Source organism: Micromonospora sp. C28SCA-DRY-2 (assembly GCF_030519475.1).
In the GTDB taxonomy this organism is placed as follows: domain Bacteria; phylum Actinomycetota; class Actinomycetes; order Mycobacteriales; family Micromonosporaceae; genus Micromonospora.
In genome coordinates, this window is record NZ_JAUMKD010000004.1 from 49,675 (window position 1) to 76,191 (window position 26,517).

Here is a 26,517-nt window from a genome sequence, read left to right on the forward strand (position 1 = left end):
GCTCAGCGGCCGGCCGGCGTCAGCGCCGGTGCCAGGAATCCGCTCACCGAGCGGCGCAGCCCGGCCGCGTCCAGCCCGTGCCAGCGGGTGTGGTCGTCCGGCGAGCCGTAGCGGCGCAGCTCCTGCCGACCCACGCCGAGCGCCAGCAGCCGGTGCGGCCGGTCGGCCAACGCCGCCGACACCACCCGCGCGGACGTACCGGCCAGGTAGGGCTCGACCAGGATCACCTCGGTGCCGGCCAGCGCCCGCAGGCCCGCGACGTCGAACGGCCGGGGCCGGTGGGTGTACGCCACCGAGACCCCCAGATCCGCCACCGCGGCGACCGCGGCGTCCAGCACCGGCCCGACCGCGACCAGCAGCGGCGCGCCCGGCCCGGCGTCCCGGACCAGGTCCAGCGAACCGTCGCCGGCGCGCGGCCGGTCGTTGTGCAGCGTGGACAGGCGCAGGTACGCCGAGCCCTCGGCGGCCACCGCGCCCCGCAGCAGCGCCGGCACCTCGCCCGGGTGCCCGGGAACGTGCACTGTCCAGTCGTGCAGCGTGTCGATCAGCGACACGTCGGCCGGGGCGAGGTGGGTGCGCCCGGCGGCCGCCCGGTCGTACGACGCGCCGACGCTGACCAGCACCGCGCTCGCCCCCTGGTGGTCCAGGTCCAGCTTGAGCTGCTCGTACGCCCGCTCGACCAGGAACGGGGCGTAGCTGTGCACGATCGGCCGCAGCCCGGTCAGCGCGAGCCCGCCCGCCACGCCGACCATCAGTTGTTCCCGGATCCCGACGTTGAGCACCCGGTCCGGGTGCCGACGGGCGGCCGCGGCGAACGCGGCGGCGGAGATGTCGGCGAGCACCAGCGCGGTACGCGGATCCTCGGCCAGCAACGCGGTGGTGGTGTCGACGAAGGTCTCCCGCATGGTCACTCCCCGGAGTCGACGACCGCGACGACGACGTGCGGCCGGTGGTTGTCCTGCCCGGTCAGGGCGGTGTGCAGGGCGTCGTGGTCGCGCCCGTCGACGGTGGCGGCGGTCCAGCCGTTCACGGTGAACCGGGCCGCCGCGCCACCCGGCCAGCCGTGCGTGGCCGAGGAGTTGTCCACCACCACGGCGGTCAGGTTGGCCAGCCCGGTCGCCCCGGCGTACGCGATCGCCTCGTGGTTGGAGCCCTCGTCCAGTTCGGCGTCGCCGAGCAGCACGTACACCCGGGGGGTGAGCAGGCCCTGGGCGCGCAGCCCGAGCGCGGTGCCCACGCCGAGCCCCAGGCCGTGGCCGAGCGAACCGGAGCCGATCTCGACGCCGGGCACCAGCAGCCGGTCCGGGTGGTCGCCGAGCCGGCTCGTCGGGCCGCCCTGGTCGTCGAGCCAGTCGAGCGGGACGAAGCCCTTCGCGGCGAGCACCGCGTAGTAGCCGGCCACGGCGTGGCCCTTGGAGAGCAGGAAGCGGTCCCGTTCCGGGGCCTCGACGGTCTCCGGGGTGATCCGGAGGATCCGGTCGTAGAGCACCCAGAGCACGTCGACGGTGGAGTAGACGTTGGCGCCGAACTCCCGGCCGGCCCGGATCCGGTCGAGCAGCGGCGCCACGGGCGCGGGGAGCCGTGGCCCGGGCGGGGCGGCGCCGGCCCGGCCCGTACTGGCGGTCATCGTGGTCATGCGGATAGCCTGCAAGTTGAAGCGCACTTCAACTCAAGGCGAACGTGATGCACGAGTCTCTGACCATCGGCCAGCTCTCCGAGCGCAGCGGGGTGGCGCCGTCGGCGCTGCGCTACTACGAGCGGCTCGGGCTGATCCGGGCCGAGCGCACCGGCGGCAACCAGCGCCGCTACGCCCGCAGCGAGCTGCGTCGGGTGGCGTTCATCCGGATCTCCCAGCAGGTCGGCATCTCGCTGGACGAGATCCGGGCGGCGCTGGAGTCGCTGCCCGCCTCGCGTACGCCCACCGCTGAGGACTGGTCGCGGCTCTCCACCATCTGGCGGGAGCGGCTGGACGAGCAGATCCGGCTGCTGACCAAGCTCCGCGACGACCTCGACAGCTGCATCGGCTGCGGCTGCCTGTCGTTGCAGCGCTGCACGCTCAGCAACCCCAGCGACGCGCTGGCCGGTGAGGGCCCCGGCCCGCGCCTGATGCTGCGCCGCCCGGCCGCCGACGCGGCCCGCGCCTGATCCTGCCCCGCCCGGCTGGTCCGGCCCGCGCCTGATGCTGCCCCGCCCGGCCGCCGGTCCGGCCCGCGCCGGACAGGCCGTGCCCGGTCACCCCGTGGTGAGCAGGACCTTGCCCACGTGCTCGTTCGTCTCGCACAGTTGGTGCGCCTCGGCGGCCCGGCTCATCGGCAGCCGGCGGTCCACGATCGGGCGGATCCGGCCCGCCTCGATCAGCGGCCAGACCTGCTCGCGTACGCCCCGGACGATCTCCGCCTTCTCCGCGACCGGCCGGGACCGCAGCGCCGTCGCGGCGATCGTGCCCCGCTTGGCCAGCAGCGCGCCGAGGTCCAGCTCGCCCTTGCGCCCGCCCTGCATGCCGATCACCACCAGCCGGCCGCCGGTGGCCAGCGCCGCCACGTTCCGGCCCAGGTAGGAGGCGCCCATGATGTCGAGGATCACGTCCGCGCCCCGGCCGCCGGTGACCCGCCGGACCTCCTCGACGAAGTCCTGCTCCCGGTAGTCGACGGTGTGCGCGGCGCCCAGCTCGCGCAGCACCGGGTGCTTGGCCGACCGGGCGGTCACCACCACGGTCGCGCCCAGCGCCGCCCCGAGCTGGATGGCGAAGGTGCCGATCCCGCTGCCGCCGCCGTGCACCAGCAGCGTCTCGCCCGCGCCGAGCCCGGCCAGCCGCACCACGTTCGACCAGACGGTGCAGGCCACCTCGGGCAGCGCGGCGGCGTCGACCGGGTCGACCCCGGCCGGCACCGGCAGCAGCTGGCCGGCCGGCACGGCGACCCGCTCCGCGTAGCCGCCGCCGGCCAGCAGCGCGCAGACCTCCTGGCCAACCCGCCACCCGGTCACGTCCGGACCGAGCGCGCCGATCACCCCGGCGCACTCCAGCCCGGGATACGCCGACGCGCCCGGCGGCGGCGGGTAGTGCCCCTGCCGTTGCAGCAGGTCCGCCCGGTTGACAGCGCTGGCGCGGACGTCCACCACCACCTCGCCCGGCCCGGGTTCGGGGTCGGGGACCTCGCTCCAGACCAGTGCCTCGGGCCCGCCGGGTTCGGAGATCGTGATCGCACGCATGTGTCGTGTCTACCCCACCTGGCCGTCGGTCCACGCCCGGGCCAGGATCTCGTCCACCGTCCGCTCCGGGGTCTGCGCCGAGGTGTCCAGCCAGAGCCCGATCCGGGGCGTCCCCGAGCGCAGGTCGGCGTCGAGGTCGGCTACCGGCCAGTCCCCGTACCCCTTCTTGGGGCGGTCCCGCTCGCGGGCGGCGACCACCTCCGGCCGGGGCGCGAGCACCACGACGGCGAGCGGCCGGTGCCGGATCCGGCCGACCATGGCCGGCAGGTCGGCGCCGATGACGATGTCCTGGAGCACCACCGTGAAGCCGGCGGCGGCGTAGCGGTCCGCCGCCGCGGCCGCCAGGTCGTAGCGCAGCCGCAACTGTTGGTACGCCTCCTCGGACGGCTCGGCGGTCATCTCGGCCCGGCCGCTGACCACCATCTTCCGGAACACGTCGCCGCGCAGGTGCACCGCGCGGGGCAACCGGCGGGCCAGCGCCTCGGCCACTGTGGACTTGCCGGCGGCCATGATCCCGGTGATCAGCACGATGGCCGGGGTCTCCCACATGGCGTCGATCATCCCAGCCGGGGTGGCGTGCCCGCTCGCCCGGACGCCAGCCGTGGCAGACTAGGCACGGACGCGTACCCCGTCGGGTCCGTGGCCCGGGAGGGTTCGCCTAGTGGCCGATGGCGCTGGTCTTGAAAACCGGTAAGGGCAGCGATGTCCTTCGTGGGTTCGAATCCCACACCCTCCGCCACCGAACAGGGCCGTACCGAGCGCGGCGACGATCATCGGTCGCACGACGGCACCCCACGGGGTCAGAGCGGCGGGCCGCCGAAGCCGATCTCGTTCCCGTCGGGATCGACGTAGATGGCCTTCCGGACCCCGTTCTCGTACGTCTCCCGCCTCGCCGGTTCGAGTCCCCGCCCGGCCGTCTCGGCCAGCAGGGCGTCGAGGTCGTCGACGAAGACGGTGTGCATGGCGTGGCCGGCCCGGTCGGGATGCCGCTCGATGTACACCCACCGGTGTTCGGCGAGCCCCCACACCGCCTCGTGGTCGTTCGGGACGAAGGCGGGCGGGGAACCGAACAGCCGCTCGTACCAGGCCAACGCGGCGGCGTAGTCGCTGACCGGAATCCCGGCGAACAGGTCGAGGGCCATAGCCCGAGGGTAACGGCTCATGGACCACGGCAGATGCCTGGCGGGCCGTCAGCCCTCGTCCGCCGGTTCCGCCCGGCGGTCCGGTCCGGCGGATCGCCGTTCCTGCTCGCGGATCTTCTCCTCGGCGAGCCGCCGCACCGCCCGCCCGCGCTCGGCGCGCAGCGCCGCCTCGTCGGGGCGGCGGACCGCGGCGACGAGGGCCTTGCAGAAGTCACGCCAGATGGAAGTCAAGGGGTGGTCCTCCCGAGGAGGATTGTTCCGTGGCAACGGTCCGGCCCGGACCGGCGGATCGGCCGGACAACGGGAGCTTCCGGTCGATAGTCGGGCGACGGCGAGGTAAGAAGGGGCAGGAAACCGTTCACCGGAAGGACCCGTTCGATGACCCTGGAACGACCGATCGCCCCGGACCCGTACGAGCTGCTACCGACCGTCTCGTCGTTCAACCTCACCAGTGACGACGTGCAGAACGGCGAGCCGATGGACGCCACCTTCGCGCACGGCAGCGTCGGGGGCGACAACCTCTCGCCGCAGCTCGCCTGGTCCGGCTTCCCGGCGGAGACCCGGGGCTTCGTGGTGACCTGCTTCGACCCGGACGCGCCGACCGGCAGCGGATTCTGGCACTGGGTGCTGGTCAACCTGCCGGCCGACGTGACGTCGCTGCCGCGCGGGGTGGCCGAGGCGGACCTCGGCGGCGCGTTCACCGTGCGCAACGACTACGGCGAGCGGGGCTACGGCGGGGCCGCGCCGCCGGCCGGCGACCGGCCGCACCGCTACGTCTTCGCGGTGCACGCGCTCGACGTCGACCGCCTCGACCTCACCCCCGACGCCTCCCCCGCCTACGTCGGCTTCAACCTCACCTTCCACACCCTCGCCCGCGCCGTGACCCGCCCGACCTACCAAATCAAGCAGTAACCCACTCCCACCCGACTCCAGCGTTGATCATGAGGTTGGCGGCGATCGAGGAGATCGACATCGCCGTCAACCTCATGATCAACGGGGTGAGTCCGGGTTGGGGTGAGTCCGGGTTGGGATGAGGGCGGGGTTAGGCGGGGACGCGGGCTACGGCGAAGACGGACTGGCCGAAGGGTGGGCGGACCAGCTGCTCGGCGGCCTTGGTGGCGGGCAGCACGAGGGTGTCGTAGACCTTCACCATCGGGCCCTCCTTCGGCATCAGCCGGAAGACCTTGGTGGCCATGAAGTAGCCGATCAGCCCGAGCGCGTTGGCGTAGTGGATCGTCTCGACCTCAAGACCGGCCTCGGTCATCGCGGCGGCCAGCGTCTTCTTGGTGTAGCGCCGGACGTGGCCGGTGGCGATGTCCGCCGGGCTCATGGCGAACTGGAACGCGGGCACGATGATGATCACGGCGCCGCCGGGGCGGACCAGGTCGCGCATGCTGCGCAGCGCGCCCACGTGGTCCTCGATGTGCTCCAGCACGTTGTACGACACGGCCGCACTGTAGTCGCCCCGCTCCGAGTGCGGCAGCAGCATCTGCCGGACCTCGATGGTCGGCTGCTCGGCGAGGCGCTCCTTGAGCGAGACCAGCCGGTCCGGGTCGGCCTCGGTGGCGGTGAACCGGGGCAGCCGGGTGGCCCACTCCAGGGCGTAGTCGCCGAGGCCGCTGCCGATCTCGATCGGGTTGTCACCGAGGTACGGCAGGGCGAGCTCGACGAACCAGCGACGGTGGTTGACCGCTGTCGCGAGGCCCTCCAGGACCTCGGACTGGACGCGCTGATCCCCGGTGATTTCTGCCATGCGTCGATTCCTCACGATATGACTCGACCCGCGCCTGAACCGACAGAGTGAATCATCCGCACAGGGGGCGGAAGAATCGGGGCACCGTGGTGGCCGAAATGCGGTCGGGGGTCGGGCGCGTGATCGCGGGCGGCGAACCCGGCACATGGTAGTGCAGTACCCCGAAACATGTCACGGTGCCGCCTTCCCGTGACTACGCTCCGAATTGTCATGACTACTCCCGAATCGGACCTCCCCGCCGGCGAACCCTCGCCCGGGGCGCCGGAGGGCGGGCCCGACCGGGGCGTACGCCGCCGGACGGGCTGGTGGACCGACCTCGCCGCGGTGCTGAGCTTCGTCGCGCTCGCCTTCTGGATCACCGCGCGGCTCTGGCTCGATCCGCGCCAGGGCCTCCGGGACAACCCGTCGGACCAGGCGCAGTTCGAGTGGATGATGGCCCACGGGGCACGGGTCGTGACCGATTTTGCCTATCCGTTCTTCTCCGACCGGATGAACGTTCCGGATGGCGTCAATTTGATGGCAAATACATCGGTATTATCCGTTTCATTGCCAATGACGCCGATCACCGTCCTGCTCGGTCCCCGCGCCGCTTTCCTGCTCTTCCTCACCGCGGGGATGATCGCCACGGCCACCGCCTGGTATCTCGTCCTCTCCCGGGTGCTCGTCGGGGCTCGCGGGCCGGCCTGGCTGGGTGCCGCCTTCTGCGCGTACGCGCCGGCGATGGTGTCGCACGCCAACGCCCACCCGAACATCGTGTCCCAGTTCGTGGTGCCGCTGATCGTCTGGCGCACCGTACGGCTGGCCGAGCCCGGCCGCTGGCTGCGCAACGGGTTGCTGCTCGCGCTGGTGATCGTCTGGCAGTCCTTCCTCAACCTCGAGATCCTGCTGATGACCGCGATCGGACTGGGCGTGGTGGTCGCCGCGCTCGCCCTCGGCCGGCCCGCCCTGCGCCAGCGGACCCGACCCTTCCTCGCCGGGCTGGGCGTGGCCGCGGCGGCCAGCGCGGTGGTCCTGGCGTACCCGCTCTACGTGCAGTTCTTCGGTCCCGGCGCCTACCAGGGGCTGTCCCGGCTGATCCGCGGCTACTCCACCGACCTGGTGTCGTTCGTCGCCTTCTCCCGGGAGTCGCTGGCCGGCGACAACCGCAGCTCAGCCGGCCTGGCCAAGAACCCGACCGAGGAGAACGCCTTCTTCGGCTGGCCGCTGATGGTGCTGGTGGTGGCGCTGGTCTGGTGGCTGCGGCGCAACGTGGTGGTACTCGGACTGGCCGCGCTCGGGCTCTTCTTCGGCCTGCTCTCGCTGGGTCGGGAGATCCGCTTCAACGGCCGGGAGACCGGCATTCCCGGCCCGTGGGCGGCGCTGGAGAACCTGCCGATCCTGCACTCGGTGGTGCCGACCCGGTGGTCGCTGGCGCTCACCCCGGTGATCGGGCTGCTGCTCGCGTACGGCGCGGAGTGCGTCCGTACGCTCGCCGCCCGGTTCCCCACCGCCCGCCCGCAGCTCCGCTTCGCCACCGCCACCGTGCTGACCATGGCCCTGCTCCCGCTGCTGCCCACTCCGCTGCCGGCGGAACGGCTCGACCCGGTGCCCGCCTTCGTCACCTCGGGCGCCTGGCGGCCGTACGTGGCCGGGGGTCGGAGCGTGGTGACGCTGCCGCTGCCGGACACCAACTACGCCGAACCGCTGCGCTGGTCGGCGACGACCCGGCTGGAGATGCCGATCGCCCGCGGCTACTTCCTCGGGCCGGACACCCGCCCGGGCAGCGAGGAGCGGGGAGCCGCCCTGTTCACCGCCCCACCCCGGCCGACCAGCAGCTTCTTCGCGGTCATCCGGAGCACCGGCGCGGTGCCACCGATCACCCCGCAGGCGCGGGTGAACGCGGTCGACGACCTGCGGTACTGGCGGGCGGGCGTGGTGATCCTCGGCCCGCACCCGCAGGCCGCCGCGCTGCGCCGGGGGATGACCGAGCTGACCGGGATCCGGCCGACGCGCACCGGGGGGGTCTGGGTCTGGGACGTCCGCCCGCTCACCGACTGACCGTGACCGGCGGCACCGGCGGCCCGGTCAGGACTGGCGGACGCAGCAGCCCTGGCAGATCTTCGGCTTGGGCAGGGTGAAGGCCAGGCAGCAGGTGCGCCGCTGCACCGTCGGCTCGCCGGCCGGGCCGGGCACCAACTCCACCAGGTCGCGCAGGTCGAGCGCGCCGAGCAGGGTGTCGATGGTCTCGACGGAGGAGCCGGGCAGCCCGTCGGCGGCCCGCAGGATGCCGTGGGCGATGCCGGAGGCCACCGACCCGAGCAGGGTGCGGGTGCCGATCCGCACCTCGGCCTGGATCGCCTCGATCATCGGGGCCAGGTGGGCGTCGAGCAGGGAGGCGCGCAGCAGGCCGAGCAGCTCCGCCTCGCCGGCCACCACCCGCACCTCGGGCAGGCCGGAGACCGCCAGCGGGTCGCCGGGCAGCACCGCGACGGTGGTCGAGCGGCGCAGGCCCAGGGTGAGCAGCGGGCGGTGGTCCTCGAAGTGGATCAGCACGTCGGCCGGGTCGAACAGCGGCACCCGGCGGGCGGACGCCCAGCCGAGCACCACCGGCAGCGCGGTCCAGTAGCTGTACGACTTCCAGGCCAGCGCGGCGCAGGCGTGCGGGGTGCCACCCCAGCGCAGCGTCGCGGCGTGCAGGAACTCGGGCAGCTTGCTGCCGTCGACGAGGGTGGTCGCGGGGCTCCAGCCGTACTCGTCGGTGACCAGCAGGCCGGGCATCAGGCCGGGCACGTCGTCGGTGCCGAACATGGCCCGCAGGGTGGCGGTGACCGGCGCGAGCGGTGCGGTGGCGACCTGGCGCCCCGGCATCACCGCTGTCATCCGAATCGTCCCCCGTCCGAAGCGCCCTCGCTGAGCTAAGGCTAGCCTAACCATGCCTCGGGCGCTAAGGGAAGCCTCACCTGGGTCGGCGGGGGAGGCCCCGGTCACTCCGGTCGGCCGGCCTCGGCCTACTACCCGGCGGTCGGGACGGAAAACGCCGCCGGTACCGGCGGCGGGGCACAGTATCGACGGACGTCGCTGACCAGTCAAGCCTCGTGTCGGCAAGGTGGCAGTTTCGTATCTGCCCGGCCACGGAACGTGAAACTGATACTCCCGGCCACGAGGAAGCTGATGACGACCTCACCGCTCGATCGGGCTGCCGACTCCTTCGCCGCCGAACTCGCGCGGCAGCGAACCGGGCGGGGGCTGTCCAAGAAACAGCTCGCCACCCTGATGGGGTTCGACCCGTCCTACGTCAGCCATGTCGAAGGGCGCCGGCACCGGCCCACCGAGGACTTCGCCCGCCGCGCGGAGGCGGTGCTGGAGGCCAGCGGCGCGATCTGGCAGCGCTTCCGGGAGTACGACGAACTCCGGCACGCGCGCGCCGAGAAGGGCCACCGGGATCCCCCGCTGCCCGGCCAGTGGCTGCCACCGGGCACCGGCCTGGTGGTCGAGCGGGAACTGGCCACCCTCACCCACACCGACGACGGCTACCGCTGCGTCATCCGCCGGGAGCTCTACAACGCGGGCACCGAACCGGTCACCCGGTACCTGGTCCGGGTGGCCGTCGACCGGTACCCGAACGATCCCGGCCGGTCCAACCGGCACCACCGGGAACACCCGCTCACCTTCGCCGAGCTGCAACTGCGGGCGTACCGGGAGGACGGCGGCGAGCGCGAGGCGATGCACTGGCGGGCCAAGCACGACCGGGACGCCTTCAAGGAGATCTGGCTGCTCTTCGAGAACGGCGACCGGCGGTTCCCGCTCTACCCGGGCGACCGGGCCACCATCGAGTACGCGTACCACGTCGGGCAGGACAAGTGGGGCCCCTGGTTCCAGCGGGCGGTCCGGCTGCCCACCCGGCACCTCGCCGTACGCCTGGACCTGCCGGCGGACCTCGACCCGCAGGTCTGGGGCGTGGAGACCTCGCTCTCGGCGGAGGAGGGCCCGCTGCGCACCCCGGTGAGCCGGCGCGAGGCGGGTGAGCGGGCGCTGTTCGACTGGGCCACCGACGACCCGCCGCTGAACGCCCGCTACCGGTTGCAGTGGCGGTTCCGCGGCCGGCCCGAGCCCGAGCCGGACGCGGGCCGGATCCGCCCGAGTGACCGGATGCGCGGCATCGGCATCGTGCAACGCGGCGCCGACCTGCTCCGCCAGCCGGCCCGCCCGTTCGACCTGCCTCGCGAGGAGCGGGTGGCCCGGGCCGTGGTCGACCGGCTCTGCGCGGTGCTGGTCCGCCTGGACGAGCTGCACCCGTTCAGCAAGGGCGTCGGCGTCGCCGCGCCGCAGCTCGGCATCGGCTCGGCCGCCGCGGTGGTCCGGCCGCCGGACCGCACCGCCGAGCCGGTGGTGCTGCTCAACCCCCGGGTGGTCGACGCCGCCCCGGACACCGACGAGCAGTACGAGGGCTGCCTCTCCTTCTTCGACCACCGTGGCCTGGTGCCCCGGCCGCTGCGGATCGACGTGGAGCACGCCCAGTACGACGGCAGCCGGATCATCACCTCGTTCGAGTTCGGCATGGCCCGCCTCGTCGCGCACGAGATCGACCACCTGGAGGGGCGGCTCTACGTCGACCGGATGGCACCCGGCGTGCCGCTGGTGCCGATCGAGGAGTACCGCGAGACCGGGCACCCCTGGCGCTACTGACGCACCGACCACGCCCGCCCGGGTGGGAACGGACGGCCGGGCGGGCGTGGTCGGGCGGGCGGTGCCGGTCCGCCCGATCGGGGGCCGGGGCGCGTGCCCCAGGGGGCAGGGGCACGCGCCCCGGCATGGGGGGAGAAATGCCTAGATGCTGCCGAAGGTGTCGTACCGGGTGTGCTCCGGCGGGACGTCGTCGGCGGCGAGCACCCGCAGGGTGGCCCGGACCATCGGGGCCGAGCCCGAGACGTAGCAGTCGTGCGTGGTCCACGGGCCGTACCGGCTGACCACCTCGGAGACGTCGCCCAACTCGCCGTCGAAGTCCGGGTCCTCGCTGCACGCCGGGGTGACCGACAGCCAGGGGTGCTGGGCGACCAGTTCCCGCAGCCCGGCCAGCCCGTACAGGTCGGCCTCGGTACGCGCGCCGTAGAAGACGTGCACCCAGCGGGTCCGGTTGTAGCTGGCCAACTCCTCCACCAGCGCCTTGATCGGGGCCAGGCCGACCCCGCCGGCGACGCAGAGGATGTCCCGGTCCGACGAGCGGTCCAGCGTCATCGAGCCCATCGGGGCGGCCACCCGGATCAGGTCGCCCGGCTTGACCCGGCGGACCAGCGCGCCGGAGACCCAACCGGCGCCGGGCGTACGGACGTGGAACTCCAGCACGTTGTCGTCGTTCGGGGCGTTCGCCACCGAGTAGGTCCGCCACACCCGGGGGTGGTAGCGGGGCACCTCGACGCTGACGTACTGGCCCGCCTTCCAGGGCAGCGGGTGCTGCAGGGCCCGGCAGGTGAGCACGGCGGTGTCCGAGCCGTGCCGCTGGTGGGTCAGCACCTCGGCGTGCCAGTAGGGCGGGTTCTCGTCCGCCGCCGCGCCGGCCAGCATCTTCTCCGAGATGGCCGCGTACGCGTCGCGCCACGCCTGGTCGTACTCCAGGTTCCAGCCGTCGCCGGCGGTGCTGCGCAGCGCGTCCAGCAGCGCGACGCCCATGGTCGCGTAGTGCGCCGCCTCGACATGGAACTTCCGGTGGTCCCGGCCGAGCGCGCGCAGGTACTCGTCGAAGCTCTCCGGGTCACCGACCGTCTGGCTCGCGGTGACGATCGCCTCCAGGATGCGGTCGCCCTGCCCGGACATCTGGACCGGGAAGAGGTTCCGCAGTTCCGGGTCGAGCAGGAAGAGGCGAGCGTAGAAGTGGTCGCTCAGCCGCTCCCGGTGCTCCTCGACCAGGGTCCAGCTCTCCTTCAGCAGCCGCGCGAAGTCGTCCACCGGGCGCGCTCCTTGACCTGTCGGGGGATCGGGCACGCACAGCATGACCACGCAGCGTGCCCACCGGTCGCACAGAATGTGCGACCGGCTCACGAGGGCCGCTCAGGCGCGTGCCGCCGGCGGTCGCGGTCGGGCAGAGTGGTGCGGTGACCGTTGAGCTCGCCCGCCCGGTGTCCCGCAGCACCCTGGGCACCGAGACGCTGCTGGTGCTCGGGCTCTCGCTCGGGCAGTCCGCCGTCTACGCGATGGTGTCGATCATCGCGAAGCTGACCGCCGAGGGGCCGCTGTCGAAGCAGACCGCGTCGCTGAACACGTCGGTGTCGCCCCGGCCCTGGCTGGACCTGACGTACCAACTGCTCGGCATCGTCTTCGCGCTGCTGCCGGTGCTGCTCGCCGTACACCTGATCGCCCGCGACCCCGGCGACCCGGCCCGCACCCTCGGCCTGGACGCCCGCCAGCCCGGGCCGGACCTGGCCCGCGGCGCCGGACTGGCGGCGCTGATCGGGCTGCCCGGGCTGGCGCTCTTCTGGGCCGCGGCGCAGCTCGGCGTGAACGCCACGCTGGTGCCCGCCGCGCTGCCGGACTTCTGGTGGACGGTGCCGGTGCTGATCCTCGCCGCCGTGCAGAACGCCGTGCTGGAGGAGGTGATCGTGGTCGGCTACCTGGTCACCCGGCTGCGCCAGCTCGCCTGGCGGACCGGCGCGATCATCGCGACGAGCGCGCTGCTGCGCGGCTCCTACCACCTCTACCAGGGCTTCGGCGCGTTCCTCGGCAACGTGGTGATGGGCGTGGTGTTCAGCCTGGTCTACCTGCGCACCCGGCGGGTGATGCCGCTGGTCGTGGCGCACGCGCTGCTCGACATCGTGGCCTTCGTCGGCTACGCCCTGCTGCCCAAGGAGTGGTTCTCCTGGCTGTGACGGGTGCCGGCGGGCTCACCCGGCTCGATCGACTCCGGATGCGGCAGGACGCGGCATCGACGGCCCCGCGGACCGCGGCGTACCGCACCTCGCGTGGATCTCCTAGCGCGACCGGGGCGGCCGGTAGCTGCTGACCGCCCGGGCGGCCAGCCGCGCGGCGGCCGCGGAGTCGCCGGCCGCCGCCGCCAGCACCGCCGCGCCGGGCAGCACCCGGGACGCCAGCCGCAGCACCAGCCACCCGCCCGCCTGCGCGGCGAGCGGCGCGGCCAGCCGCCAGGCCGCCTCCACCGCCCGCGACCAGGGCTCGTCACCCGGCCCGTCCGCCGCCCGGGCCGCCGCCAGCGCCGTCCGGGCGCTCTCCGCGTCCGGGTGCACCTGGGTCAGTACCAGCAACTCCGCGGCCCGGTCCGGGTGGGCCGGGTCCCGGCCGTACGCCGCCGCCAGGTGCAGCACCAGGTTCGCCTGGGTCCAGAGCACCGCCGCCAGCTCGGCCAGCGGGGCGAAGGCGCCGGCCAGCGCGGCGGTCGCCCCACCCGCCCCGGCCTGCCGGACGAACCGCCGGGTGGCGAGCCGGGCCAGGCCGTCCGGCGAGGCATCCGGGTACGCCGACCGCAGCCGGTCGGCCCACTCCCGGGCGCGCGGCCCGACCGCCTCGACGGCGGCGAGGGCGAGCAGCTCCGGCGCGAAGCCCGGGTGCTCGACCACCCGGGCGAGGGCGGCGCGCAGTTCCGGCGTACGCGTCGGTGGCGCGACCTGTCGGATCTCGCTCGGGCGCTCCAGGACGGCGTCCGTCTTCTTCGCGGCGGTGGCCTTCTTCACCGGCGTCGCCTTTCCGGCCGCCGGCGTGGTCGTCTCGGCCGGGGTGACCGTCTGCCGAGCGGGAGGCGTAGCCGTCTGGGCGGTCGGCGTGGTCGTGGTCTCGGCCACGGCGGCCGGCGTCTCGGCCGGGGTGGCCGTCTGCTGAGCTGCGGTGCTCGCCGTTCCGGTCGAGGTGGTCGCGGTGGCCGGGGTTGTCCCGGGGGGCGGTGTGGCCGTCTCGGTCGGCGGCCGGGTGGCCGTGGTCGCCTTCTTCGCCGGCGCCGCCTTCTTGCCGGCGGCCTTCCTCGCCCGGCTGGGCTTGGCCGGAACATCCTCGGCCGCAGCCGCCTTCCGCGGTGCCGCTGCCTTCCGCGGCGCGGCCTTCTTCGCCGGGCCGGCCTTGGTCGGCGCTGCCGGGGCGGGATCTTCCCCGGCTGGGTCGACCGTGCCCGGATCCGCCCCGGTCTGCCGCGTGGCGGCGGTGTCGGGGGTCGGCTGCGCCGGTCCGGCGTCGGAACCGGGGGCGGCGGAGCCCGAGGGCGCGGTGTGGTTCGGATCACTGGCGCTGTCTGACCGGTCAGCCCGGCGGTCCGGGGACCCGGTGGCCGCCCTCGGCTGGCGGGGCAGCGGACGGTCCGGCTCGGGCGGCTGGAAGAGCACCGTCGGAGCCGCCTTGGCCCGGCGCGGACGGGGTTCCCCGGCCTCCGCCCGCTCCGCCGGATCCGGCGTCGCCGGCAGCGGCGGCGGGGTGAAGGTCGCCTTGGGGGAGCGTCGGCGCGCTCCCTCAGCAGGCTCTCGGCGGTTCGGCTCGCTGGGCGGCTGCTCCTGCATATCGATGGAGCCTAGTCCTGATCGAGCCGCCGCACAGCGCTCGACCGCGGCCAGCCGGGTGACCCGGCGGTGGCGGTCCGGTAGTCGCTTTGCTCCCGATGGGTCTGGGCCTGTATCCTCGGGCGCGGTGGTCTGCAGGCCACCGGGGAGACTTCGCCTAGTCTGGTCTATGGCGCCGCACTGCTAATGCGGTTGGGGTCTTAAAGCCCCTCCCGGGTTCGAATCCCGGAGTCTCCGCGCGAAAGCCGGGTGTGTAGACTGGCCGAGCACCTGCGCCCGTAGCTCAACGGATAGAGCATCTGACTACGGATCAGAAGGTTAGGGGTTCGAGTCCCTTCGGGCGCGCAGCAGATCGAGGGCCGGTTTCCTGTCACGGGAGACCGGCCTTGATCGTTGTGACCCCGAGGGCTGACCCTGCGCCTACGCGGCGAAGAGGAAGCCGAGCCGGTCCACGGCGTCCTGCTGCACCCGCCGAATGGCCTCGACGTAGATTGACTTCGTGATGGTCGGGAAGCTGTGCCCGGGGACGTCCTGAATCCGTTCCAGCGGCACGCCGTGGTTGTAAAGCAGCACGAGTGGCCCAGGTCGTGAATGCGTACGACGCTCGGGACATCGCGCTACGCGGTGCGCCTGGAGTCGGTGTCGACAAAGCACGGGTCGGGGAAGGAGCACGGGATCGCGGTCTGCATCCGGTGCTCGACGTGGTGCCTTCTGACACTGCGGCGGCGGCTGCGTACGAGAGGCTCGGTTGGCAGCCGCTGGCCACAGTCGAACAGCAGTGGAGCCCGGAGCAGAAGGTCGCCGTCCGGTGCTATGCGGCGGCGGCAACCTGACCGCTAACGAACTGGTCCGGAGTAACTGTCGTAAGGGCCATGGTGGTAGCCGTGTTGCTGGTTGCCGCCCTGGGTGGCCGCGCCGTAAGGGTCGGAGAATCCGCCGTCCGGCGGCACGGTGCACAGTACGGCGGTCGGGGCATCTGCCATGCCGGCCCCGGATCCGCCAACCGGCGCGTCCACCCTGTTCGGGGCGAGGGCTGGCGGGTTCGGCTCGTTCAGTGCGTTCCTCCTGCGGATCAGCGCCAGCACGAGGCCGCCCGAACCGGCGGCGACCAGGAGCCCGCCCAGGATGATCCAGAGCGGCGAGCTGCCACCTTCGTCGCTGACCTGCTTGAGGGTGGCCGGCGGCGCCGCCCCGGCGGAGCCTGCCTCGGTCGCGGGCTCTTCGGTCGGCCCGGGAAGGCTCGCCGCGGCGGAGGGCGACGATGGCGGGGCCACGGCGGCGAGGGTGAGCCGAACGGTCGCGGCACCGCCGGTGGCACCCCGCACCGTCGCGCGAGCGGTGCGGTAGCCGTCCTTCCGCGCCTCGACCCTGATGAGCCCTACGGCGACCGGCTTGCTGGCGCTCGACTTGATCGAGAACCTGCCGTCTCGACCGCTGGTCGTACGGTAGTCGTGTCCGGCGCTGTCCCGGACGGTCAGGCGTGCGCCACCGATCGGCTTCCCGTCGCTGTCACGGACCAGGCCGGAGACCTGGCTCACCGCGGATGACGGCTGGTCGGCGGGGAGTGGCTGGCCGGCGCCGTGGACGAAGATCATTTTGTGGTCGAACGCTGTCTGCGTGCCGATCCGGGCGGAGACCGCGAGGTTGCGGCCGCTCACCTCGCTCTCGTGGACCTTGGGCGCGACGACCGTGGCTGTGAAGGTCTCGCTCAGGCCGGGGCCGATGACCTGGGACGCGGAACAGCCGGCGGTGCATTGAAGGCCACCGGAGACGGCCACGAAGACCGTTTCCTTGCCGCTCCCATTGTTCGTGGCACGGAACCGTACCTGCACCGACTGGCCGGACTTCACGTTCTCCGCGGACACACTCAGGATGCTGATGGTCGGCGGAGCGGCCGTCGCGGGAACCGCGAGGGTCGCCCCGGCCAGTGCTGTCACCGCCACCGCCAGGACCCGTCGGGTAGGTAAGCGCGTCGTCACGTCCAACTACCTCATCCCAGCGCGGCAACCGTCGAAGACACCGCGGGTCACTATGCCCCGTCGTGGGTAGGCCGCCCGACCCGGGGCGGCGGCAGTAGCGGACGCGCAGATGTCGGCGCCTGCTGCGTCGAGCTCGCTCAGCAGGTCGATCGAATTGCCTGTGCGTCGGCCACGGGCTGCCCAGGCCGGAACACACGGGTTCGACTCCGGGGCTAGTTGACAAATCTCCTAGATGACTTGTCTACTAGCCGCGTGGTTCTGTCACGCATCATCCTGGGGCTGCTCGCCCTCGCGCCCATGACCGGCTACGACCTGAAGCGGCACTTCGACTCGACGGTGGGGCACTTCTGGTCGGCGGACAAGGCGCAGATCTACCGCATCCTCGCCCAGCTCGTCGCCGAGGGGTACGCGGAGGTCGAGACGGTGGCCGGCTCAGGAGCGCCGGACCGTCAGGAGCACCGCATCACCGCCGCCGGGCGGGCGGCTCTCGCCGCGTGGCTCGCCAGCGAGCCGGAGCGCCAGGTCGAACGCGACCCGTTCCTCGCGCGGGTGTTCTTCGGCGCCGACCTCGACGATGACGGCCTCCGGTCGCTCTTCGCGCAGCGTCGCGCGGCGACCCGGGCACAGCTGGCGCGCTTCGAGCGGATGCGAGCCGAGGCCGGGGCGTCCGATCGCGGTGCCCGGCTCCGGCTCGCCACGCTCGACAACGGCATCGCGCACCTACGCACGGAGCTCGCCTGGCTCGACGCGGTCGAGGAGGAGGTTGCATGAGCGGGTTCCCCGAGGTGCACCGTCCTGAGACCGGCCCGGCGGGGCGGCCGCTGGTGATGCTGCACGGCGGCAACGTCGCGAACTGGATGTGGCAGCCGCAGCTGCCCGCGCTCAATGACCGGATGGTGCTCACGCCGGATCTGCCGGGTTTCGGGACGCGGGTCAGCGAGGGCTGGCCGGGCCTGGACGCGATGGCCGACGACCTCGTGGCCCGGGTGACCGACCACGGTGTCGACGGCCCGTTCGATCTCGTCGGCCTCTCCCTGGGCGCCGTGACGGCGCTTCGCGTGCTGGCGCGGCACCCTGACCGGGTGCACTCGGCGTTCCTCACCGGAGCGCCGCTCACGCCGGCCGGCGCCGGCGTACGCCTGATCTGCCGGTTGCAACTGGCGTTCTGGCGGGCGCCGTGGTTCTGGCGCGCCCAAGCCGCGGCGTTCGGGCTCCCGGCGGACTCGCGCGCCCGGTACGTCGCGCACGGCCTTTCGGTACACCGCGAGACCGCGTCCGCGATGAACGCCGAGGTGTTCGCGGGTGGCGTGCCCGCGACCCTGCGCCACTACTCCGGGCCCCTGCTCGCGATGGCGGGCGAGAAGGAATCCGCGGCGGTGCGTCAGTCCCTGCGGGAGATCGCCCGGGCCGCACCGCAGGCACAGTTGCGGCTCGCACCGGGCATGCACCACATCTGGAACGTGGAGGACGCCGGCCTGTTCAACGGGGTCCTGCGCGCCTGGCTGAACGGGACCCTGGACCCGCGCCTCCTTCCGGTCTCCGGAGACTGAGCAACGCAACCGCGTCACGCGCCCTCGCAGCAGAGTGGAGGCCGAGCCGGCCCACGGCGTCCCGCCGCGCCCGCCGGATCGCCCCGGTGGGAGCCGGTCGACGGCCCGTTCCGGCCAGTGCCCGAGGACCCGTGGGAGGTCGGCGGTAATCATCGGGCCGGTGGTGACACAAGCCAGGGTGAACGTTCGTCAACCAGGCGGGAGTCTTGGATGGGTCCACCGGGAAAACGCGACGAGGATTGGTTCACCAGGGTCTACGCGGCCGACTACCCACACGTGGTGAGGTACGGCCAGCGCCGGCTCGCCGACCTGGACGCGGCGACCGAACTCGCCCAGGAGGTGTTCGTCGTCGCCTGGCGGCGTCGCCGCGAGGTTCCCGACCGCAGCCTGCCCTGGCTGTACGGGGTGGCCCGTCGCCTGCTGGCGAACGAATGGCGAGCGCGGCGAGCCGCGCCGGACGTGCTACCGATGACCGACGCCGGCCTGCTGCGGGAGCCGGGCTCGTCCGGCGCCGACGCGACCGTGGGCGTCGCCGATCTCCACGCCGCTCTGGCCACCCTCGCCGACCTCGACCAGGAGATCCTCCGGCTGGTCGGGTGGGAGGAGCTGACCGTTTCCGAGGCCGCTCAGGTCCTCGGCTGTACCCGCACCACCGCTGCCGTACGTCTGCACCGCGCCCGTAGGCGCCTCACCGAAGCGATGTCGTACCGAGCCGTACCGCCGGCACAGCAGCCGGTGTTGGCGAGTCCGCGAAAGGTCATGTGATGTTCGGAGAAGAGCGAACGCGTACCCTCCTCGGCCCGGCCGACCCGGCCCGGCACAGCACCATCGCACCGCCCCGGCTGTCGGCACACGACCTGATCGTCCGCGCGGAGGCTGTCGCCGAGCCGGCCGCCCACCACCGCCACGCCCGCCCGACGCGCCGGCTGGTTCTGACCGCCGGCGCACTGACCGCAGCGGTCGGCGCCGCGGCGATCGTCCAGACGTTCGGTCCGTCCACCCCGGACACCTCGGGGATCGCCGGTCCGCCCGGGGCGGACCCGGGGGTGGTGCTCGTGCCGGTGGCGTACGGCGCTGGCACCCGTGACGCGGGGAGCGAGCTACGCGGGTTGGCCGGCAGGCTGGTCGATGCGGAGTACGACCACCGCACCGGTCGGTACATGTACCACCACACGAAGACGTGGGGCGACCCGGTGATGACCTCTGCCGACGGCCGCCACCATGTCGCCTTCGCCGACGAGACCAAGGTCTGGCAGGCGGCCGACGGGACCGGCAAGCAGATCACGACCCAGCTCGAGCCGCAGTACCCCGACCAGGAGTCCCGGGAGTACTGGCAGCGGAACCTCAAGCCCAAGGCTCCCGCCACGCCCGCGCCCGACGACATGCCGCTCCCGGCGGAGGACCTCGCACCGCTGCCGTCGGGTCGGGCCCAGCTGGCCGACCTGCTCGGGGTCAGGTACGGCGCGGGCGCCGTGAGCAAGAAGGTCAGCACGGTGTACGGCCGGTACGTCGTTCCGCGGCAGACGCGGGCTGAGATCCTGCGGGTCCTCGCCGAGGTGCCCGGGTTCCGGTGGCGGGGCCAGGTGACCGATCGGGCCGGCCGGAAGGGCGTGGCCATCACCTACGACGACCGCGAGCACAACGCGCAGTCGTTGCTGATCTTCGACCCGAACACGGGAGAACTGCTCGCGCACGAGCGGCTCACCCTCTCACCGCTGCGGATCAGCGCCTACCAGGTGATCCTCGGCACCGCCTGGACCGATCGACTCGACTGAACCACCGGTGCCGGGGCCGCCACTGTGGTGGCCCCGGTCCGGTCGTTGTCGGAGGCGGTCAGGCGGGTGAGCCGTGCGAGATCGCGTGGGCCTGCTCGCGCAGCACCGCCGTCGTGCGCTCGACCCACTCGGCGACGACGCGGAGCTGCTCGGGCGTGAAGTGGCTGTTAACCTCCGCCATGCCGGCCACCATTCGCCCGACGGCCTCGCTCACCGCGGCGTCCGCCGGCACCGTCGCCTCGATGACGACGCGGCGCCGGTCGGCCGGATCGGGCGTACGCCGGGCAAGTCCCGCGGCGACCAAGCGGTCCACCAGGCCGGTCACCGCACCCGCGGTCAGCCCGGTCCGCTCGGCCAGCTCGCGCGCCGACATGGGGCCTTCCCGGCGCACGATCCCGAGTGCCTTGTGATCCGCCGCCGACAGACCCATGAGCGAGCCCAGCGCCTCGTGGAACAGCACGACGGCGTCGCTCAGGTCCCTGCCGAGCCGGGCTCCGGCCTCCGCCGCCTCCGGCGCTCGCTCATCCATGGCCATGGACACATCCTTCACCATCGCATATAGTTCAGATAGCTAAACAGTTTAGTTTGCTGAAGGAGTTGCCATGACGACGGGGTGGATCGAGTCCCGAGCCGTGCTCCTGGCTGCCCTGCGGTTCTTCGTCCGCCACTACCCCGTGGTCTTCGCGTTCGGCGTACTGGCCTCGGCGCAGCGCTTCCTCGCCGTGGGCGGTGGTGCGGACTGGGCGTGGACCGGAGGCATCGCCGGCGAGCTGTTCACCAACGGGATCCGCCTGCTGTTCCTCCTCTGGGTCGCCCGAAGCATGCTCCGCCCGCTGCGCCCCACCTGGTCCGAGGTCCGGCACAGCACCGACTACATCGCCGCGCACCGGGCCGCGATGCTCTGGAACGGGGTCCTGCTCGTCGCGCTGACCCTCGTCTTCAAGGTGGGCGTCGACACGTGGATCGCCGGCCTGGCCGAGCCGAAGACGGCGCTGGCGTGGACGTTGGCCGTCAAGAACGTGACCATCATCCCGTTCATGTTCGTCTGGGCGGTGGCCGTCGTCCGCGCGGCACTCGAGGAGCGCGCGGGTGCGGGACGTGACGTGGCGGTTGCGCACGCTCCGGCAGCGGGGACGTGAACCGAACGGGTCGAGCAGTCCGTCAGCCGTTCAGGTACGCGAGCACGGCCCGTACCCGGCGATGCGCGTCGTCGGCCGGCGGCAGGTCGAGCTTGGCGAAGATGTTCGTGATGTGCTTCTCCACGCTCACCGGCGCGAGCACCAGGGCCGCACAGATCGCCGAGTTCGACATTCCCTGGGCCATCAACCCCAGCACCTCGCGCTCGCGCGGGGTCAGCGCGTCCACGCCGGAGCGGCGGCTGTTGCGGACGAAGAGTTGGCGCACCACCTCGGGGTCCATCGCCGTCCCGCCCGCGGCGACCCGCTCCACCGCGTCCAGGAAGTCGTCGAGCGCGGTGACCCGGTCCTTCAGCAGGTAGCCCACGCCACCCCGGCCGTCGGCGAGGAGTTCGGCCGCGTACGCCCGCTCGACGTACTGGGACAGGATCAGCACTCGGCGGTCCCGCCCCTCCGCCCGCAGCCGCAGCGCGGCGCGCAGCCCCTCGTCGCGGAAACCGGGCGGCAGCCGGACGTCCACCACTGACAGGTCGGGGTGGTGCCGCTCGACGGCGTCGATCAGGTCGCCGGCGTTGTCCACCGCGGACACCACCTCGTGGCCGGTGTCGGTGAGCAACCGCACCAACCCTTCCCGGAGGAGCAGCAGGTCTTCGGCGATCACGATGCGCATGGCAGCTCCGCGTGCAGGACGGTCGGGCCGCCCGGTGGACTGGTGATGGTCAGCGTCCCGTCCAGCGCCTCGACGCGGCGACGCAGGCCGTCGAGCCCGCCGCCGGTGAGGTCGGCGCCGCCCCGGCCGTCGTCGGTCAGGGTCACCTGGAGCGCGCCGGCCGCGCCGTTCAGCACGATGCCGCACCGGGACGCCTCGGCATGCTTACCGGCGTTCGCCAGCCCTTCGGCCACGACGAAGTACGCCGCCGACTCCACCGCCGCCGGGTAGCGACCGTTCGGGTCGCCGCGCAGGCTCACGGCGAGCGAACTGTCCGCGGCCAGCGCCGCGACGGCGGCGTACAGGCCCCGGTCGGTGAGGATGGGCGGGTGGATGCCGCGGACGAGCCGGCGCAGTTCGGCCAGCGCCTCGTCGAGCTGCTTGCGGGCCAGGTCCACGTCGGACAGCGCGGTGCCGCCCTCGGACCGCAGTTTGCGGGCCGCGAGCGCGAGAGTCATGCCGGCGGCCACGATCCGGGCCTGGGCGCCGTCGTGCAGGTCACGCTCTATCCGGCGCAGTTCGGCGGCCTGCGCGTCGACCACCCGGGAACGGGTCTCGGCGAGCCGGGCGGCCTCCCGTACCAGCTGGAGATGCGCGCCGGGAGCCAGCAGGGCGCGGGCGGCGGCGGCCACCGCGCGGGCCAGCCGCCGGAGCAGCGCGGCCCCGACCGGCAGCAGCAGGAGCCCGAGCGCGCACAGCGCGAACCGGCCGGGAGTGGTGGTGAGCAGGGGCCGCAACGGCCACGGCGCGTTGTCGTTGGGCACCGCCCAGAGCCAGGCCGGCGCTGCCACGGCACCCACCAGCACGGCGGTGGCCACCACCGCCGCCACCCCGGTCACCAGACCCAGCGGTAGGGACACCAGCAGCCAGAGCAGGTCCCGCCAGGTGGCGGGCTGCCGGGCGACGGCGGTGACCCGTTCCCGGATGGTGCCCGGAGCAGCCGGCTCGTACGGTTCGTCCAACGGCCGCCCGAGCACCCAGCCGACCCGGCGGCGCTCGACGGTGGCGATCCGCCGGGTCACCCAGGCGGCGCCGAGGAACGCCGGGCCGCCGAGCTGGGTCACCGAGAGCAGACCGACGGTGACCAGCGCCAGCACCGACCAGGCGAACCCCGCGACGCCGGCCAGGATGCCGGCCGCCAGGTACGCCAGGCTCCGGGCGGTCGCCATCGTCACCCGGCGGATCCTAACGGCCCGGGCCGCCGCCGACGGGTCGGCGACGGCCCGGGAGCAGCGGGTCACCGGTCCCCGAGGGCCGGCAGGCCACGCCGCGGCAGCACGAGCCGGACCGGAAGGGCGCCGGCGACCAGCCCCAGTCCGGCCACCCCGGCGAGCAGCACCAGGTACGTCGCCGGCGCCACCACCAGCCGGAACACGCCGTCCTGAGCCACGCTGAACGGGACGACCACCGCGCTGGTGACCGCGACGCCCAGGGCCAGCCCGGCCACCACCGTGATCACAGCCTCCCGGTCCACCAGGCGGTGCACCTGCCCCGCCGTCGCGCCGGCCAGCCGCAGGTCCGCGAACTCCCGCCGGCGGGCGGCGGCCGAGATGGCGAACGTGTTGACCACGGCGATCGCCGTGAAGCCCAGCGAGACGACCACCAGCAACTCCCACGCGCCCTGCTGGTTCCCGTCGCCGGTACGGGTCGCCGCCGCGGTCGGCACCACCCGGAGCTCGGGCCAGCGCTGCCCGATCCGTTCGGAAACCGCGCCGTCGGAGTGCCGGAGGGCGACCGTGCTGACCAGACCACGCGGGTCGTGCGCGGCGACCAGGGCGGCCGGCAGGGTCAGCTCGCCGAACCCGCGATGCCGGGTGAAGAGGGCGGAGAGCCGCAGGACGACCCGCTCCCCGTCGGCCAGCCAGATCGGCACCTCGTCACCGAGCCGCCAACCGTACGCGGCGGCCAGGTCGGCGCTCGCCGCGAACGTCCCGTCCCCGCCCAGCGCACCGTCCTCGACGGCCAGGTCGAGGACGCCGTCCGACCCGGTGCGGAGCAGACCCTGCGCGGCGTGGTCCTGGGGCTTGCCCTCCTGGGCGAGCACCACGCGGGTGGGCACGGTCGCCACCGCGCCGGTGACGCCGGGCAGCGCGGCCACCCGTGCCGCGGTGTCGAGCGGCAGTCCGGCGGCGCCGGTGACCAGGGTGGTCGCCCCGGCGAGCCGGGCGGCCTGCTGCTCCTCCGCCAGCCGGGCGGTCAACTCGCCGTTGAGCAGCAGCGGCGCGTTGATCGCGAACATCAGCACCAGCGGCACGGCCACCGCGGCGGTGCGACGTACCTCGGTGCGGGTGGTGGCGGCGGCGAGCCAGCCGGCCGCCCCGGTGCCGGCGCTGAGCCGTCCCGGCACGGCGGCGACCAGCCGGACCAGCAGCGGGCCGAGCGCGGCGACCGCGCAGAGCAGCAGCGCCGACGAGATGAAGGTCATCCCCATGCCGAACGGACCGCCGAGCGGCACGAAGGTCAGCACGGCGACCGCGCCGGCCGCGGCGACCAGGGCGACGGCCGCGCGGGCCGCCACCCCGCCGCGTGGTGCGACGACGGTCTCGACGAGCGCCTGGGCCGGCGCGACCCGTACCGCGCGGCGGCCGGCGAACCGGGCGGCGACCAGGGTGACCAGCGCCCCGGCGCACCCGGCGAGCAGCAGCACCACCGGGTTGACCCGCACGGAGAACTGCGCCGGCACCACCCCGAGGTGCCGGAACCGGGCCGCCACCAGGTGCGCCACGAGCACGCCGAGCGGCAGCCCCGGCATCGCGGCCACGGCGGCGAGTACCAGACTCTCCATCCCGAGCAGCCGCCGTAGCTGACGCGGGGTCGCCCCGATGGTGCGCAGCAGCGCCAGCTCGCGCAGCCGCTGCCGGACCCCGAGCGCCACCGTGCCGGTGAGCACGAAGATCGCGGCGAAGGCGGTGATGCCGATGGTGAAACCGAAGACGGAGATCGCTCCGATGTAGTCGGGCAGCGCCCCGGGCAGGTCGGCTTGCACCCGGTCCGCGTCGGTCAGCACCGGCGCATCCCCGGCCCCGGCCCGGACGGCCGCCAGCAGGGCCGCCTGGTCGGCTCCGGGCTGGGCCAGCACCGCGACCGCGGTGGGGCCGGCCAGGCCGGAGACCCGGGTCACCGCACCGTCGGCGAGGAAGAGCGCGCCCTGCGCGGGCAACGCGTCCCGCCCGGCCGGCGCGGCGACGCCGGCCAGTCGCAGCCGGTGGACGCCGGTGCGGGTGGTGATCCGGACCTCGTCCCCGACGGTGAGGCCGCCCCGGGCGGCGAGGTCGGCGTCCACCACCGCCTCTCCGGCCGCCGGCTCGTGTCCGGCACGCAACCGGTACGGGGTGAGCGCGGCCGACGACCACCCGTGGCCGATCACCGGGGCGCCGTCGGCGCCGCGTACCGGCCCGGCGGCGGTGGTCAGCTCGACGGGGAAGGCGGTGTCCGGGACGACCCGGGCCACCCCGGTCAGCTCGGCCAGCCGCGGCACGAGGTCCGCGGGAAGCGTCCCGGCACCGCTGAGGCGTTCGGTCTTCGTCTTGGTCTTGGTCTTGGTCTTGCCCTTCTTGTGCTTCTCCTTCGTCGTGGTGAGGGTGACCTCGCGGGCGCCGGAGACCACGGCCGTGGCGTTCGCGAACCGGTCGGCCGGCGGGGTCGCGGTGAGCACCGAGAAGAGGAGCAGCCCGGCCCCGGCCAGCAGCGCGGCGGCCAGCAGCGCGGCGAGGAAGGTGCCCAGGTAGGCGCCCCGGTGGCGGCGGAGCGTTCCGATCGCCAGGCGGATCATGCGGCCGTCACCGCCGTCATCCGCGCGGCCACCGTCTCCGCCGTCGGGTCGGCCAGTTCGCTGACCACCCGGCCGTCGGCCAGGAAGACGACCCGGTCGGCCCACGCGGCCGCCGCCGGGTCGTGGGTCACCATCACCACGGCGGTACGCAGGTCGTCCACCGCCTCGCGCAGCAGCCCGAGCACCTCGCGGCCGGCGCCGAGGTCGAGGGCCCCGGTCGGCTCGTCGGCGAAGATCACCTCGGGTCGGGCGGCGAGCGCCCGGGCGAGCGCGACCCGCTGCCGCTGGCCTCCGGAGAGCTGCCCGGGCCGGTCGTTCTCCCGCCCGGCGAGGCCGACCCGGTGCAGCACCTCACGGGCCCAGGCCCGATCCGGCCGGGTGCCGGCGAGCCGCTGCGGGAGAAGCACGTTCTGCCACACCGACAGGGAGTCCATCAGGTTGTACGACTGGAACACGAAGCCCACCCGGCGGCGGCGGGCCTGGGTGAGCTTCGGCTCGCGCAGCGTCCCGAGCTCCTGCCCGGCGAGCCGGACCCGGCCGCCGTCCGGCCGGTCCAGCCCGGCGGCGCACTGCAGCAGGGTGGACTTCCCCGACCCCGACGGCCCCATGACTGCGCTGAACGTCCCGGCCGCGAAGGCGACCGTCACGCCGGCCAGCGCGGGCGCACCGCTGCCGCCCGCATACCTCCGCACCACCTCGACCAGTTCGACGACCGGTCCACCAGCTCCGTGAATTCGCATGTCCTCAGCCTCGTCATCGGGCGGACCGAGCGACACACGGTGACCTCGTATCTGTGGGGTGGGGACAGCCCTACCCCCGCTCCTCAGGCGTCGGCCGCGGCAGCCCGGTTGGTCAGGCGCCGACATCGGACCCGAGCAGCGCGCTGACTGCCGCCAACTCGTCCGGTGAGATGGCCGGCCGCGTCTACACCCGAACGCCGAAATGGTCGTGCCATCGAGAAGAAGGAGCGAGTCGAAGACCCAGCCGGGTGTTACCCGCCAACGGTTTTCGAGGTCAGGTCCA

General features: G+C 73.5%; 28 protein-coding genes and 3 tRNA genes. 14 read left to right on the forward strand and 17 right to left on the reverse strand.

The genetic code is table 11. The features are described from left to right. Window positions 1-2 precede the first annotated feature (2 nt). Together Q3W71_RS17810 and Q3W71_RS17815 are read right to left on the reverse strand one after the other, a co-directional pair. Complete coding sequence (locus tag Q3W71_RS17810; RefSeq protein ID WP_302920483.1) at window positions 3-905, reverse strand: transketolase family protein; 903 nt, start codon at window positions 903-905, stop codon at window positions 3-5. 2 nt (window positions 906-907) lie between these two features. After that, complete coding sequence (locus Q3W71_RS17815; protein ID WP_302920997.1) at window positions 908-1,627, reverse strand: transketolase; 720 nt, start codon at window positions 1,625-1,627, stop codon at window positions 908-910. A gap of 56 nt (window positions 1,628-1,683) precedes the next feature. Here Q3W71_RS17815 and soxR point away from each other — a divergent pair, with 56 nt between their 5' ends. Further along, window positions 1,684-2,145 carry a redox-sensitive transcriptional activator SoxR gene (soxR, locus tag Q3W71_RS17820; RefSeq protein WP_302920484.1) on the forward strand — a complete coding sequence of 154 codons (462 nt, stop codon included), beginning with the start codon at window positions 1,684-1,686 and terminating at the stop codon, window positions 2,143-2,145. Between the two features lie 87 nt (window positions 2,146-2,232). On the opposite strand, the gene Q3W71_RS17825 is transcribed toward soxR, so the two are convergent. Together Q3W71_RS17825 and Q3W71_RS17830 are read right to left on the reverse strand one after the other, a co-directional pair. Further along, on the reverse strand, window positions 2,233-3,210 hold the full coding sequence (locus tag Q3W71_RS17825) for an NAD(P)H-quinone oxidoreductase (RefSeq protein ID WP_302920485.1): 978 nt from the start codon (window positions 3,208-3,210) through the stop codon (window positions 2,233-2,235). A 9-nt stretch (window positions 3,211-3,219) separates the two neighbouring features. Further along, complete coding sequence (locus tag Q3W71_RS17830; RefSeq protein ID WP_302920486.1) at window positions 3,220-3,771, reverse strand: AAA family ATPase; 552 nt, start codon at window positions 3,769-3,771, stop codon at window positions 3,220-3,222. An 86-nt stretch (window positions 3,772-3,857) separates the two neighbouring features. On the opposite strand from Q3W71_RS17830, the gene Q3W71_RS17835 reads away from it, so the two are divergent. After that, window positions 3,858-3,949 (forward strand) — tRNA-Ser (locus Q3W71_RS17835). A 61-nt stretch (window positions 3,950-4,010) separates the two neighbouring features. On the opposite strand, the gene Q3W71_RS17840 is transcribed toward Q3W71_RS17835, so the two are convergent. After that, entirely contained in the window at window positions 4,011-4,352 is a 342-nt protein-coding gene (locus tag Q3W71_RS17840) for a VOC family protein (protein WP_302920487.1), read from the reverse strand. A 48-nt stretch (window positions 4,353-4,400) separates the two neighbouring features. After that, complete coding sequence (locus tag Q3W71_RS17845; protein WP_302920488.1) at window positions 4,401-4,583, reverse strand: hypothetical protein; 183 nt, start codon at window positions 4,581-4,583, stop codon at window positions 4,401-4,403. Window positions 4,584-4,730: 147 nt separating this feature from the next. Between Q3W71_RS17845 and Q3W71_RS17850 the strand changes: the two genes are divergently transcribed. After that, window positions 4,731-5,264, forward strand: coding sequence for a YbhB/YbcL family Raf kinase inhibitor-like protein (locus Q3W71_RS17850; RefSeq protein WP_302920489.1), 534 nt, complete (start codon window positions 4,731-4,733; stop codon window positions 5,262-5,264). Window positions 5,265-5,394: 130 nt separating this feature from the next. Here the strand turns inward: Q3W71_RS17850 and Q3W71_RS17855 are convergent, their stop codons facing one another. Further along, window positions 5,395-6,105 carry a class I SAM-dependent methyltransferase gene (locus tag Q3W71_RS17855; RefSeq protein ID WP_167180224.1) on the reverse strand — a complete coding sequence of 237 codons (711 nt, stop codon included), beginning with the start codon at window positions 6,103-6,105 and terminating at the stop codon, window positions 5,395-5,397. Between the two features lie 210 nt (window positions 6,106-6,315). Between Q3W71_RS17855 and Q3W71_RS17860 the strand changes: the two genes are divergently transcribed. Then, the gene (locus Q3W71_RS17860; RefSeq protein ID WP_302920490.1) at window positions 6,316-8,142 is read left to right on the forward strand and encodes a hypothetical protein; all 1,827 of its coding nucleotides are present in this window, start codon (window positions 6,316-6,318) and stop codon (window positions 8,140-8,142) included. A gap of 27 nt (window positions 8,143-8,169) precedes the next feature. Here the strand turns inward: Q3W71_RS17860 and Q3W71_RS17865 are convergent, their stop codons facing one another. Next, the gene (locus Q3W71_RS17865) at window positions 8,170-8,952 is read right to left on the reverse strand and encodes an IucA/IucC family C-terminal-domain containing protein (protein WP_302920998.1); all 783 of its coding nucleotides are present in this window, start codon (window positions 8,950-8,952) and stop codon (window positions 8,170-8,172) included. Window positions 8,953-9,255: 303 nt separating this feature from the next. On the opposite strand from Q3W71_RS17865, the gene Q3W71_RS17870 reads away from it, so the two are divergent. Continuing rightward, window positions 9,256-10,770 carry a peptide deformylase gene (locus Q3W71_RS17870; protein ID WP_302920492.1) on the forward strand — a complete coding sequence of 505 codons (1,515 nt, stop codon included), beginning with the start codon at window positions 9,256-9,258 and terminating at the stop codon, window positions 10,768-10,770. Window positions 10,771-10,911: 141 nt separating this feature from the next. Here Q3W71_RS17870 and Q3W71_RS17875 read toward each other — a convergent pair whose 3' ends face one another. Further along, complete coding sequence (locus tag Q3W71_RS17875; RefSeq protein ID WP_302920493.1) at window positions 10,912-12,027, reverse strand: globin domain-containing protein; 1,116 nt, start codon at window positions 12,025-12,027, stop codon at window positions 10,912-10,914. 146 nt (window positions 12,028-12,173) lie between these two features. Here Q3W71_RS17875 and Q3W71_RS17880 point away from each other — a divergent pair, with 146 nt between their 5' ends. Beyond that, window positions 12,174-12,944, forward strand: a complete 771-nt coding sequence (locus Q3W71_RS17880; RefSeq protein WP_302920494.1) for a CPBP family intramembrane glutamic endopeptidase — start codon at window positions 12,174-12,176, stop codon at window positions 12,942-12,944. Window positions 12,945-13,046: 102 nt separating this feature from the next. Here the strand turns inward: Q3W71_RS17880 and Q3W71_RS17885 are convergent, their stop codons facing one another. Further along, window positions 13,047-13,763 carry a hypothetical protein gene (locus Q3W71_RS17885; protein ID WP_302920496.1) on the reverse strand — a complete coding sequence of 239 codons (717 nt, stop codon included), beginning with the start codon at window positions 13,761-13,763 and terminating at the stop codon, window positions 13,047-13,049. Between Q3W71_RS17885 and Q3W71_RS17890 the strand changes: the two genes are divergently transcribed. The 3 genes from Q3W71_RS17890 to Q3W71_RS17900 all read left to right on the forward strand — a co-directional run bounded on the left by Q3W71_RS17890 (window position 13,750) and on the right by Q3W71_RS17900 (window position 14,918). Next, window positions 13,750-13,908 (forward strand): hypothetical protein, encoded by a 159-nt coding sequence (locus tag Q3W71_RS17890; RefSeq protein WP_302920497.1) that lies wholly within the window; start codon window positions 13,750-13,752, stop codon window positions 13,906-13,908. The genes Q3W71_RS17885 and Q3W71_RS17890 overlap by 14 nt on opposite strands. Window positions 13,909-14,719: 811 nt before the next feature. Next, window positions 14,720-14,810 (forward strand) — tRNA-Ser (locus Q3W71_RS17895). 35 nt (window positions 14,811-14,845) lie between these two features. Continuing rightward, window positions 14,846-14,918: transfer RNA gene (locus Q3W71_RS17900), tRNA-Arg, on the forward strand. Window positions 14,919-14,993: 75 nt separating this feature from the next. On the opposite strand, the gene Q3W71_RS17905 is transcribed toward Q3W71_RS17900, so the two are convergent. Next, a complete protein-coding gene (locus tag Q3W71_RS17905) occupies window positions 14,994-15,146 on the reverse strand; it encodes a hypothetical protein (protein ID WP_302920498.1) in 153 nt (50 codons plus the stop codon). Window positions 15,147-15,409: 263 nt separating this feature from the next. Beyond that, the gene (locus Q3W71_RS17910) at window positions 15,410-16,552 is read right to left on the reverse strand and encodes a carboxypeptidase-like regulatory domain-containing protein (RefSeq protein WP_302920999.1); all 1,143 of its coding nucleotides are present in this window, start codon (window positions 16,550-16,552) and stop codon (window positions 15,410-15,412) included. A 252-nt stretch (window positions 16,553-16,804) separates the two neighbouring features. Here Q3W71_RS17910 and Q3W71_RS17915 point away from each other — a divergent pair, with 252 nt between their 5' ends. The 4 genes from Q3W71_RS17915 (at window position 16,805) to Q3W71_RS17930 (ending at window position 19,877) form a co-directional block, all read left to right on the forward strand. Then, on the forward strand, window positions 16,805-17,323 hold the full coding sequence (locus Q3W71_RS17915) for a PadR family transcriptional regulator (RefSeq protein ID WP_302920499.1): 519 nt from the start codon (window positions 16,805-16,807) through the stop codon (window positions 17,321-17,323). A 56-nt stretch (window positions 17,324-17,379) separates the two neighbouring features. Further along, a complete protein-coding gene (locus tag Q3W71_RS17920; protein WP_302921001.1) occupies window positions 17,380-18,102 on the forward strand; it encodes an alpha/beta fold hydrolase in 723 nt (240 codons plus the stop codon). A gap of 210 nt (window positions 18,103-18,312) precedes the next feature. Next, on the forward strand, window positions 18,313-18,867 hold the full coding sequence (locus Q3W71_RS17925; protein WP_302920500.1) for an RNA polymerase sigma factor: 555 nt from the start codon (window positions 18,313-18,315) through the stop codon (window positions 18,865-18,867). Beyond that, entirely contained in the window at window positions 18,867-19,877 is a 1,011-nt protein-coding gene (locus tag Q3W71_RS17930; protein ID WP_302920501.1) for a CU044_5270 family protein, read from the forward strand. Before Q3W71_RS17925 ends, Q3W71_RS17930 begins: the two co-directional genes overlap by 1 nt. Before the next feature lie 58 nt (window positions 19,878-19,935). Here the strand turns inward: Q3W71_RS17930 and Q3W71_RS17935 are convergent, their stop codons facing one another. Beyond that, window positions 19,936-20,412, reverse strand: a complete 477-nt coding sequence (locus Q3W71_RS17935; RefSeq protein ID WP_302920502.1) for a MarR family winged helix-turn-helix transcriptional regulator — start codon at window positions 20,410-20,412, stop codon at window positions 19,936-19,938. A 67-nt stretch (window positions 20,413-20,479) separates the two neighbouring features. Between Q3W71_RS17935 and Q3W71_RS17940 the strand changes: the two genes are divergently transcribed. Further along, window positions 20,480-21,016, forward strand: a complete 537-nt coding sequence (locus Q3W71_RS17940) for a hypothetical protein (RefSeq protein ID WP_302920503.1) — start codon at window positions 20,480-20,482, stop codon at window positions 21,014-21,016. A 22-nt stretch (window positions 21,017-21,038) separates the two neighbouring features. On the opposite strand, the gene Q3W71_RS17945 is transcribed toward Q3W71_RS17940, so the two are convergent. The 4 genes from Q3W71_RS17945 to Q3W71_RS17960 all read right to left on the reverse strand — a co-directional run bounded on the left by Q3W71_RS17945 (window position 21,039) and on the right by Q3W71_RS17960 (window position 26,234). Further along, window positions 21,039-21,683, reverse strand: a complete 645-nt coding sequence (locus Q3W71_RS17945; RefSeq protein WP_302920504.1) for a response regulator transcription factor — start codon at window positions 21,681-21,683, stop codon at window positions 21,039-21,041. Then, the gene (locus Q3W71_RS17950) at window positions 21,671-22,891 is read right to left on the reverse strand and encodes a sensor histidine kinase (protein ID WP_302921002.1); all 1,221 of its coding nucleotides are present in this window, start codon (window positions 22,889-22,891) and stop codon (window positions 21,671-21,673) included. Before Q3W71_RS17950 ends, Q3W71_RS17945 begins: the two co-directional genes overlap by 13 nt. Before the next feature lie 68 nt (window positions 22,892-22,959). Next, window positions 22,960-25,494, reverse strand: a complete 2,535-nt coding sequence (locus tag Q3W71_RS17955; protein WP_302920505.1) for an ABC transporter permease — start codon at window positions 25,492-25,494, stop codon at window positions 22,960-22,962. Beyond that, the gene (locus tag Q3W71_RS17960; RefSeq protein ID WP_302920506.1) at window positions 25,491-26,234 is read right to left on the reverse strand and encodes an ABC transporter ATP-binding protein; all 744 of its coding nucleotides are present in this window, start codon (window positions 26,232-26,234) and stop codon (window positions 25,491-25,493) included. Before Q3W71_RS17960 ends, Q3W71_RS17955 begins: the two co-directional genes overlap by 4 nt. Window positions 26,235-26,517: the final 283 nt, after the last annotated feature.

Coding starts and splice junctions, on each gene's coding strand:
- Q3W71_RS17810 (WP_302920483.1), bottom strand. CDS start 905: ATGCGGGAGACCTTCGTCGACACCACCACCGCGTTGCTGGCCGAGGAT.
- Q3W71_RS17815 (WP_302920997.1), bottom strand. CDS start 1,627: ATGACCGCCAGTACGGGCCGGGCCGGCGCCGCCCCGCCCGGGCCACGG.
- soxR (WP_302920484.1), top strand. CDS start 1,684: ATGCACGAGTCTCTGACCATCGGCCAGCTCTCCGAGCGCAGCGGGGTG.
- Q3W71_RS17825 (WP_302920485.1), bottom strand. CDS start 3,210: ATGCGTGCGATCACGATCTCCGAACCCGGCGGGCCCGAGGCACTGGTC.
- Q3W71_RS17830 (WP_302920486.1), bottom strand. CDS start 3,771: ATGATCGACGCCATGTGGGAGACCCCGGCCATCGTGCTGATCACCGGG.
- Q3W71_RS17840 (WP_302920487.1), bottom strand. CDS start 4,352: ATGGCCCTCGACCTGTTCGCCGGGATTCCGGTCAGCGACTACGCCGCC.
- Q3W71_RS17850 (WP_302920489.1), top strand. CDS start 4,731: ATGACCCTGGAACGACCGATCGCCCCGGACCCGTACGAGCTGCTACCG.
- Q3W71_RS17855 (WP_167180224.1), bottom strand. CDS start 6,105: ATGGCAGAAATCACCGGGGATCAGCGCGTCCAGTCCGAGGTCCTGGAG.
- Q3W71_RS17860 (WP_302920490.1), top strand. CDS start 6,316: ATGACTACTCCCGAATCGGACCTCCCCGCCGGCGAACCCTCGCCCGGG.
- Q3W71_RS17865 (WP_302920998.1), bottom strand. CDS start 8,952: ATGCCGGGGCGCCAGGTCGCCACCGCACCGCTCGCGCCGGTCACCGCC.
- Q3W71_RS17870 (WP_302920492.1), top strand. CDS start 9,256: ATGACGACCTCACCGCTCGATCGGGCTGCCGACTCCTTCGCCGCCGAA.
- Q3W71_RS17920 (WP_302921001.1), top strand. CDS start 17,380: ATGCTGCACGGCGGCAACGTCGCGAACTGGATGTGGCAGCCGCAGCTG.
- Q3W71_RS17925 (WP_302920500.1), top strand. CDS start 18,313: ATGGGTCCACCGGGAAAACGCGACGAGGATTGGTTCACCAGGGTCTAC.
- Q3W71_RS17930 (WP_302920501.1), top strand. CDS start 18,867: ATGTTCGGAGAAGAGCGAACGCGTACCCTCCTCGGCCCGGCCGACCCG.
- Q3W71_RS17935 (WP_302920502.1), bottom strand. CDS start 20,412: ATGGCCATGGATGAGCGAGCGCCGGAGGCGGCGGAGGCCGGAGCCCGG.
- Q3W71_RS17940 (WP_302920503.1), top strand. CDS start 20,480: ATGACGACGGGGTGGATCGAGTCCCGAGCCGTGCTCCTGGCTGCCCTG.
- Q3W71_RS17945 (WP_302920504.1), bottom strand. CDS start 21,683: ATGCGCATCGTGATCGCCGAAGACCTGCTGCTCCTCCGGGAAGGGTTG.
- Q3W71_RS17950 (WP_302921002.1), bottom strand. CDS start 22,891: ATGGCGACCGCCCGGAGCCTGGCGTACCTGGCGGCCGGCATCCTGGCC.
- Q3W71_RS17955 (WP_302920505.1), bottom strand. CDS start 25,494: ATGATCCGCCTGGCGATCGGAACGCTCCGCCGCCACCGGGGCGCCTAC.
- Q3W71_RS17960 (WP_302920506.1), bottom strand. CDS start 26,234: ATGCGAATTCACGGAGCTGGTGGACCGGTCGTCGAACTGGTCGAGGTG.